Here is an 8,957-nt window from a genome sequence, read left to right as displayed (position 1 = left end):
CCACCCCTCGCCACCCTGCGCGAGGTGTACGGAGGGCCTGCGGGACACGACCTGCTCGTCGGGGAGCGCACTGATCTCAATCACACTGAGTGCCCCACCTCCCGCGCCGATCATGGAGTCGTGGTTGTGCGCGAAAGTCGTGAATCGCCTATTCCGGGCGCCACAACTCCATGATCGGCGTGGTGGGGGTGGGGGTGGGGGTTAGGGGAGGAGGGCGGTGGGTTCGGCGATGCAGGCGGTGCCGACGCGGCGGAAGCCGACCCGGAGGTAGACCCGGGCGATCTCCTCGCTGCCGGCGGAGAGGAAGACCAGGTCGGTGCCGGCGTCGCGCAGCTCGCGGGCCAGGGTGGCGGTGATCGCCGCGCCCAGGCCGCGCCGGCGGGCCGTCGGAAGGGTGGCCACCCCGGCGATCTCCGCCACGTCGCCGACCCGCATGGCCATTCCGCTGGCCAGTGCCCCCTCTTCGGGGGCCTCGGCGAGCGCGGAGATCCGGCGCCCGCCGGCGATCCGCACGGCCTCCTCCTCCAGCGCGGCCACGTCCAGCCGGGAGATCGCGGCGTCGCGCTCGGCCGGCCCGGCCGGGCCGCGCGCCGTGCCGCCGTTCGAGAAGCCCACCGCGGCGACGGCCCGCCGGATCGCCACGTCCGCCGCGAAGCCGGGGTCCGCCGGGTCGAGGACCCGCACCGGTACGTCGCTGAGCGTCGCCGGGTCGGGCAGCCGCGCCGGGTCGAGCACCATCAGCGGCGCCTCCAGCACGGACAGCCCCGCCGAGCGGGCCACCGCGAGCAGGTCGGGGGTGACCTCGTGCACCCACTCGAACGCCTCGGGCAGGCCCAACTCCCGCTGCCGGGCGCGTACCGCGTTGACCTCGGCCAGCGCGGGCGGTGCGGTGGCGTCGAGCCGGGGCCGGGCGTAGAACGGCCAGCCGGCCCCGTCCCGGACGAAGAGCACCAGAGAGCCGTACTCCTCGGCCCGGGCGCCGTCCCTGGGCACCGCGTCGTAGAAACGCTCCAACCGGTCGAGCACGTCAGCGCATACGACATCCACGGGGCGAGACTACATGTCCCAGAGTGTGGAAGGTGTGATCCATCTGCACTGGCCTTCCACCAGTCGCCTTAACGTAAACTCAATTAGCCAGCAAGGGCCGACGTCGTCCCAGGACATGACTCATCTGAGTGACGACAGGAGGCCCGGTGGCCCTTCCGTACTCTCCCCTTTCGCAGCCGGTCGCCCAGCCGCAGGGGCTCTACGAGCCCGCGTACGAGCACGACGCCTGCGGGGTGGCCTTCGTGGCCGACCTGCACGGCCGCCGCGCGCACGAGGTCGTCGCGTACGGCCTCGCGGCGCTGCGCCGGCTGGATCACCGGGGCGCCCGGGGCGCGGAGCCCAACACCGGTGACGGCGCCGGGATCATGATCCAGGTGCCGGACGCGTTCCTGCGCGCGGTCGCCGGCTTCCCGCTGCCCCCCGCCGGTCAGTACGCCACCGGCCTGGTGTTCCTGCCCGACGACGACGCGGCCGAGGCTCGGGCCCGCCAGGTGGTGGAGAAGTACGCCCTGGTCGAGGGGGCCGAGATCCTCGGCTGGCGGGACGTGCCCACCGACCCGAGCGGGCTCGGCGAGACGGCCCTGGCGGCGCTGCCCCGGGTCCGGCAGCTGTTTCTCGCCGCACGGCGGCTCACCGCCTCGCCCGCCGGCCCGGCCGGCCCCGCGCTCACCGGCCTCGACCTGGACCGGGTGGCGTTCTGTGTACGCAAGCAGGCCGAGCGGGAGACCGCCGAGCGGGGCGTGCCGGCGTACTTCCCGTCGCTGTCCGCCCGGACCATGGTCTGGAAGGGGATGCTCACCCCGGACCAGTTGCCCGCGTTCTACCCGGAGCTGACCGACGAGCGGGTGGTCAGCGCGATCGCCCTGGTGCACTCGCGGTTCTCCACCAACACGTTCCCGTCGTGGCCGCTGGCCCACCCGTACCGGTTCATCGCCCACAACGGTGAGATCAACACGATCCGCGGCAACCGCAACTGGATGCAGGCCCGGGAGGCGCTGCTGCGGACCCCGAATGTGCCCGGCAACCTCCGCCGGCTCTTCCCGGTCTGCACCCCCGGCGGCTCCGACTCGGCCAACTTCGACGAGGTCCTGGAGCTGCTGCACCTGGCCGGGCGGAGCCTGCCGCACGCGGTGCTCATGATGATCCCCGAGGCGTGGGAGAACGACCCCGACCTGCGCGCCGACAAGGGCGCTTTCTACCGCTTCCACGCCAGCCTGATGGAGCCGTGGGACGGCCCCGCCTCGGTCGCCTTCACCGACGGGGAGATCGTCGGCGCGGTGCTGGACCGTAACGGGCTGCGCCCCGGCCGCTGGTGGCGCACCGCCGACGGTCTGGTCGTGCTGGGCAGCGAGGCGGGCGTGCTCGACCTCGACCCGGCCACCGTGGTCGCCCGGGGCCGTCTCCAGCCCGGGAAGATGTTCCTGGTCGACACCGTCGCCGGCCGGATCGTGCACGACGACGAGATCAAGACGGAGCTGGCCGCCGCCCGGCCGTACGCCGAGTGGCTGCACGCCGGCCTGATCGAGCTGGACGAGCTGCCGCCGCGCGAGCACATCGTCTACACCCACGATTCGGTGCGCCGCCGGCAGCAGACCTTCGGCTACACGCAGGAGGAGCTGAAGATCCTGCTCGCCCCGATGGCCCGCAGCGGCGCGGAGCCGATCGGCTCGATGGGCACGGACACCCCGATCGCCCCGCTGTCCACCCGGCCGCGGCTGCTCTACGACTACTTCCACCAGCTCTTCGCCCAGGTCACCAACCCGCCGCTGGACGCCATCCGGGAGGAGTTGGTGACCAGCCTGGTGTCCACGATCGGGCCGGAGGGCAACCTGCTCGACCCGGGCCCGGCCAGCTGCCGGCAGATCGTCCTGCCCTACCCGGTGATCGACAACGATGAGCTGGCCAAGATCCTCTCCATTGACGAGGACGGTGACCTGCCCGGCTTCAAGGCCGTCCGGGTCTCCGGGCTCTACCGGGTACGCGACGGCGGCGCCGGCATCAAGGCCCGGCTCACCGAGATCTGCCGGCACGTCTCCGAGGCCATCGAGGACGGCGTGCGGATCCTGGTGCTCTCCGATCGGGACTCCAACGCCGAACTGGCCCCGATCCCGTCGCTGCTGCTCACCGCGGCGGTGCACCAGCACCTGGTACGCGAGCAGACGCGGACGCAGGTGGCGCTGATCGTGGAGTCCGGCGACTGCCGCGAGGTGCACCACGCGGCCGTGCTGATCGGGTACGGGGCGGCGGCGGTCAACCCGTACCTGGCCTTCGAGTCGGTCGAGGACCTGATCTCCACGGGTGCACTGGTCGGCGTGGAGCCGCGTGTGGCGGTGCGCAACTACGTCAAGGCGCTCGGCAAGGGCGTCCTCAAAATCATGTCGAAGATGGGCATCTCGGCGGTGTCGTCGTACCGGGGGGCGCAGGTTTTCGAGGCCCTCGGCGTGGACGCCCGCCTGCTCGAACGCTACTTCCGGGGCACCCCGAGCACGATCGGCGGCATCGGGCTGGACGAGATCCACGCCGAGGTGGCCGCCCGGCACGCCCTCGCCTGGCCGGCCTCCGGCGCGCAGCCCAGCGACCGGCTGGAGGTCGGCGGCGAGTACCAGTGGCGCCGCGAGGGCGAGCTGCACCTGTTCAACCCGGAGACGGTCTTCCTGTTGCAGCACGCCACCCGCAGCCGTCAGTACGACGTCTTCCGCCGCTACACGGCGACGGTCGACGAGCTGGCCGCGCGGGCGGGCTCGCTGCGCGGCCTGTTCACCCTGCGCACCGGGGTGCGGCCGCCGGTGCCGCTGGACGAGGTGGAGCCGGCCAGTGAGATCGTCAAGCGGTTCGCCACCGGCGCCATGTCGTACGGGTCGATCTCGGCGGAGGCGCACGAGACCCTGGCCATCGCGATGAACCGCCTCGGCGGCAAGTCCAATACCGGCGAGGGCGGCGAGGACGTCGAGCGGCTGCACGACCCGGCCCGCCGCTCGGCGGTCAAGCAGATCGCCAGCGGCCGGTTCGGGGTGACCAACGAATACCTGGTCAACGCCGACGACCTGCAGATCAAGATGGCCCAGGGCGCCAAGCCCGGCGAGGGCGGCCAACTGCCCGGCAACAAGGTCTGGCCGTGGATCGCGCGTACCCGACACGCCACCCCCGGCGTCGGCCTCATCTCGCCGCCGCCGCACCACGACATCTACTCCATCGAGGACCTGGCCCAGCTCGTCCACGACCTGAAGTGCGTCAACCCGGCCGCCCGGGTGCACGTCAAGCTGGTCAGCGAGGTCGGCGTGGGCACGGTCGCGGCCGGCGTCGCCAAGCTCAAGGCCGACGTCATCCTGATCTCCGGCCACGACGGCGGCACCGGCGCGTCCCCGCTCAACTCGCTCAAGCACGCCGGCACGCCCTGGGAGCTGGGCCTGGCCGAGGCGCAGCAGACCCTGCTGCTCAACCGGCTCCGCGACCGGGTCACCGTGCAGGTCGACGGCCAGCTCAAGACCGGCCGGGACGTGCTGGTCGCGGCGCTGCTCGGCGCCGAGGAGTTCGGCTTCGCCACCGCCCCGCTGATCGTCTCCGGCTGCGTGATGATGCGGGTCTGCCACCTGGACACCTGCCCGGTCGGCATCGCCACCCAGAACCCGCTGCTGCGCGAGCGCTTCCCGGGCCGGCCGGAGTTCGTGGAAAACTTCTTCCTGTTCCTCGCCGAGGAGGTCCGCGGCTACCTGGCCGAGCTGGGCCTGCGCAGCATCGACGAGGCGATCGGGCGCACCGAACTACTCGACGTCACCGGCGCGGTCGCGCACTGGAAGGGCCACGGGCTCGACCTCGGCCGGATCCTGCACCTGCCCGAGTTGCCCGAGGGCGCGGCCCGGCGCGGCACCCGGGCCCAGGACCACGGCCTCGCGGCGGCCCTGGACAACCAACTCATCGCCCTGGCCGAGCCGGCGCTGCGCGGGCCTCGGGCGGCGGCGGACGGCGCGGGGCCTCGGGCGTTGACGGCCAAAGCCGAGCCGCCGGTCACCCCGGTCCGGGCGGAGCTGGCGGTCCGCAACGAGCACCGCAGCGTCGGCGCGATGCTCGGCGGCGAGGTGACCCGCCGCTTCGGCGGCGCCGGCCTGCCTGCCGACACCATCGAGTTCCGGCTGCGCGGCACCGCCGGCCAGTCGTTCGGCGCGTTCCTGCCGCCCGGGGTCACCCTGCGCCTGCACGGAGACGCCAACGACTACGTCGGCAAGGGCCTCTCCGGCGGGCGGATCATCGTCCGTCCGGACCCGGCCGCGCCGTTCGCCGACGCCGCGGCCGGCCCGGGGGAGCGGGCCGAGGACCAGATTATCGCCGGCAACACCATCCTGTACGGGGCCACCGGCGGCGAGCTGCTCCTGCGCGGCCGGGTCGGCGAGCGGTTCGCGGTGCGCAACTCCGGCGCGGTGGCCGTCGTGGAGGGTGTCGGCGACCACGGTTGCGAATACATGACCGGCGGCACCGTGGTGGTGCTCGGGCCCTGCGGGCGCAACTTCGCCGCCGGCATGTCCGGCGGCACCGCGTACGTCTGGAAGCTCGACCGGCGGCGGGTCAACACCGAGCTGGTCGACCTGTCGCCGCTGCGCGACGAGGAACGCGACCAGCTACGCGACCTCGTCCGCCGGCACCTCGCCGAGACCGGCTCGACGGTCGCCGAGGAGCTGCTCACACGCTGGCCGGAGGCGGTGGCGGAGTTCACCGCCGTGGTGCCCCGCGACTACCGCCGGGTGCTGGAGATCATGCGGGCCGCCGAAGCCGCCGGCCGCGACGTCGACGACGCGGTGATGAAAGAGGTGGCTCGTGCCTGACCCGAACGGTTTCCTGCGCTACGAGCGGCGGCTGCCCGCACGCCGCCCGGTGCCGGTGCGGATCATGGACTGGCGGGAGGTGTACCCGCCGGCCGGCGAGGAGCTGATCCGCGAGCAGGCGGCCCGCTGCATGGACTGCGGCATCCCGTTCTGCCACGACGGCTGCCCGCTCGGCAACCGCATCCCGGACTGGAACGACCTGGTCCGCACCGGCGACTGGGACGCCGCCGTGGCGTCGCTGCACGCCACCAACAACTTCCCCGAGTTCACCGGCCGGCTCTGCCCGGCGCCCTGCGAGGCGGCCTGCGTGCTCGGCCTCGGTGGGCAGCAGCCGGTCACCATCAAGCAGGTCGAGGTGGAGATCGCCGACGCGGCGGTGGCCCGCGGCGGGCTGCGCCCCCGCCCGGCGCCCGCCCCGACCGGGAGGTCGGTCGCCGTGGTCGGCTCCGGCCCCGCCGGGCTCGCCGCCGCGCAGCAGCTTGCCCGCGCCGGGCACACCGTCACGGTGTACGAGCGCGATGACGCCCCCGGCGGCCTGCTCCGCTACGGCATCCCCGATTTCAAGCTGGAGAAGCACCACCTCGACCGGCGGCTGGCCCAGCTCGCAGCCGAGGGCGTGGTCTTCCGCACGGGGGTGAACGTGGGCGTCGACGTCACCGCGCAGCGGCTGCGCGCCGAGCACGACGCGGTGCTGCTGGCCTGCGGCGCGTTGCAGGGCCGGGACACCCCGCAGACGCCGGGCCGGGCGCTGTGCGGCGTACACCAGGCGATGGAGCATCTGGTGGCCGCCAACCGCGCGGTCGCCGCGGCGGCTGCCGGGCGGCCCGACCCTGTGGCCGGCGACGGGCGGCCCGCCTCGGCCCGGATGCCGGACGGCACCCCGATCGACGCGGCCGGCAAGCACGTGGTGATCATCGGCGGGGGCGACACCGCCGCGGACTGCCTCGGTGTGGCGCACCGGCAGGGCGCGGCCGGCGTACATCAGCTCGACCTCTACCCCGAGCCGCCGCAGGCCCGCGACAACGCCCGGGACCCGTGGCCCACCTGGCCGTGGCTCCTGCGCGACTACCCGGCTCACGAGGAGGGCGGCGAGCGGGTCTTCGCCGTGGCGGTGCAGGAGTTCGTCGACGACGGCACCGGCCGGGTGCGGGCGGTCCGGATCGCCGAGGTCACCGTGGAGAAGCGGGACGGCCGACGGATCGTCACCGCGCTCCCCGGCACCGAGCGGGAGCTGCCGGCCGACCTGGTGCTGCTGGCCATCGGGTTCGACGGCACCGAGGAGCAGCCGCTGCTGACCCAGCTCGGGGTGACCCGCAACGCCCGGGGCGCGGTCGACGCCCGCCCCGACTGGCAGACCGACGTCGACGGGGTGTTCGTCGCCGGGGACATGCACCGGGGCGCGTCCCTGATCGTCTGGGCGATCGCCGAGGGGCGGGCCGCCGCGGCGGCCGTCCACGCGTACCTCAATGGGGTAGGCGAGCTGCCCGCGCCGGTGGACCCGGCCCGGCAGCCGCTCGCCGCCCGCTGACCCGGCCGGCGCCGCCCGTGAAACACCTCACGAACTGCGGCGATGCGGTGTGAACGCGGCGCAGACTTGGCGGCTGGCCGGGCCTTGCGGGGTCCGGCCTTCGTCGTGACACCCACTGGACGGGGAAATCCTCATGGCCCTCGGCGCCATGTTCGCCGCGCTGCGCCACCGCAACTACCGGATCTGGGCCGCCGCCGGCTTCGTGTCGGTCATCGGGACCTGGATGCAGGTCCTCGGCGTCAACTGGTACGTACTGGCGAAAACCGGCTCCGCCACCTCGATGGGCTTCACCGTCCTGCTGCAGGCGCTGCCCAGCCTGGTGCTCAGCGTCTGGGGCGGCGCGTTGGCCGACCGGCTGCCCGCCAAGCCGCTGCTGATCGTCGCGCAGGCCGCCCACGCGGCCCTCGCCGCCGGGCTGGCCCTGGTCGCGCTCACCGGCGCCGGCGGCCTGCCGGCGATCTACGCGATCTCCCTCGCCACCGGCGCGGTGTCGGCGATCGAGGGCCCGGTCATGGGGCGCTGGTGCTCCACGCTGGTGGACCGGGAGAGCCTCGGCAACGCCCTGGCCCTCGGCTCGCTCACCAACTCCGCCGGCCGCATCCTCGGCATGAGCGTCGGCGCCGTCGTGGTCGCCGTCATCGGCCCCGCGCTGCTGTTCGCCGTCAACTCCGTCAGCTTCATCGCGGTCGTCGCGGCCCTGTTCGCCGTACGCGAGCAGGAGCGGCACACCGGCGAGCCGGCGGCCGCCGACGCGCCGCCCGCGGACGGCGGCATCCGCGCCGGCTTCCGCTACCTGCTGCGCCAGCCGGTGGTGCTGGTCGCCCTGGCGCTCTCCTTCGTCCTCGGCAGCTTGGGCCGCAACTACCAGGTCACCATGGCGGCGATGAGCGACGGGCCGCTGCGCGGCGGCGCCTCCGGGTACGGGTTCCTCTCCACCGTCTTCGCGGTCGGCACCGTGCTCGGCGCGCTGGTCGCGGCCCGCCGCCGGGAGCTCAATTACCGGGTGCTGGTGGGGGCCGGGCTGCTGGCCAGCGCCCTGCAGATCGTCGCCGGGCTGGCCCCGGGCACGCTGAGCTTCGCCGCCGTGATCCTGCCGGTCGCGGCGGCGGCCGTGGTCATCGACACCACGGTCGGCGCCCGCGCCCAACTCGACACCGACTACGCCATGCGGGGTCGGGTGCTGGCCGCCCTGGGGGTCACCGGTTCGATCTCCGCGGCCGTCGGCGCGCCCCTGCTCGGCTGGCTCGCCGAGCACGTCGGCCCCCGGCAGACCCTGGTGCTGGCTGGCGTGATCACCACCGTCGCCACGATCGTGGCCGGGCTGGCCCTCGACCGACTCCGCAACCGGCGGCTGCGTCGCCGGCTCGCCGGACCCCGCCCGGTACGCCAACTCTTCGCCAACTGACCGCGCCGACAACCGGCTGCCGGCATCAAGATCCGCACAGTTTCCGGGAAAGTGCTGCCTCGGCCGCAGCTGAGGGGCCACTTTCCGGGAAGTTGTGCGGATCTTCGGACGAGCGGGCGCCTGTCCCAGCGCGTCACGGACTGTGCCGGGTTGGCGCGCG

General features: G+C 73.8%; 4 protein-coding genes. 3 read left to right on the top strand and 1 reads right to left on the bottom strand.

What is annotated here, in order from left to right; genetic code table 11:
- Positions 1–201: 201 nt before the first annotated feature.
- Positions 202–1,047, bottom strand: coding sequence for a GNAT family N-acetyltransferase (locus tag ABZ671_RS21325; protein WP_357860691.1), 846 nt, complete (start codon positions 1,045–1,047; stop codon positions 202–204).
- Positions 1,048–1,193: 146 nt separating this feature from the next.
- On the opposite strand from ABZ671_RS21325, the gene gltB reads away from it, so the two are divergent.
- The 3 genes from gltB (at position 1,194) to ABZ671_RS21310 (ending at position 8,797) form a co-directional block, all read left to right on the top strand.
- Positions 1,194–5,864 (top strand): glutamate synthase large subunit, encoded by a 4,671-nt coding sequence (gene gltB / locus ABZ671_RS21320; protein ID WP_357860688.1) that lies wholly within the window; start codon positions 1,194–1,196, stop codon positions 5,862–5,864.
- Positions 5,857–7,392, top strand: a complete 1,536-nt coding sequence (locus tag ABZ671_RS21315) for a glutamate synthase subunit beta (RefSeq protein WP_357860686.1) — start codon at positions 5,857–5,859, stop codon at positions 7,390–7,392. Before gltB ends, ABZ671_RS21315 begins: the two co-directional genes overlap by 8 nt.
- A 133-nt stretch (positions 7,393–7,525) precedes the next feature.
- Positions 7,526–8,797, top strand: a complete 1,272-nt coding sequence (locus ABZ671_RS21310; protein ID WP_357860684.1) for an MFS transporter — start codon at positions 7,526–7,528, stop codon at positions 8,795–8,797.
- Positions 8,798–8,957: the final 160 nt, after the last annotated feature.

It is taken from the genome of Micromonospora sp. NPDC006766, from assembly GCF_040636055.1.
GTDB lineage: Bacteria > Actinomycetota > Actinomycetes > Mycobacteriales > Micromonosporaceae > Micromonospora.
The sequence above is the reverse complement of the archived record's forward strand: the minus strand, read 5'-3'. Positions and strand labels throughout refer to the sequence as shown.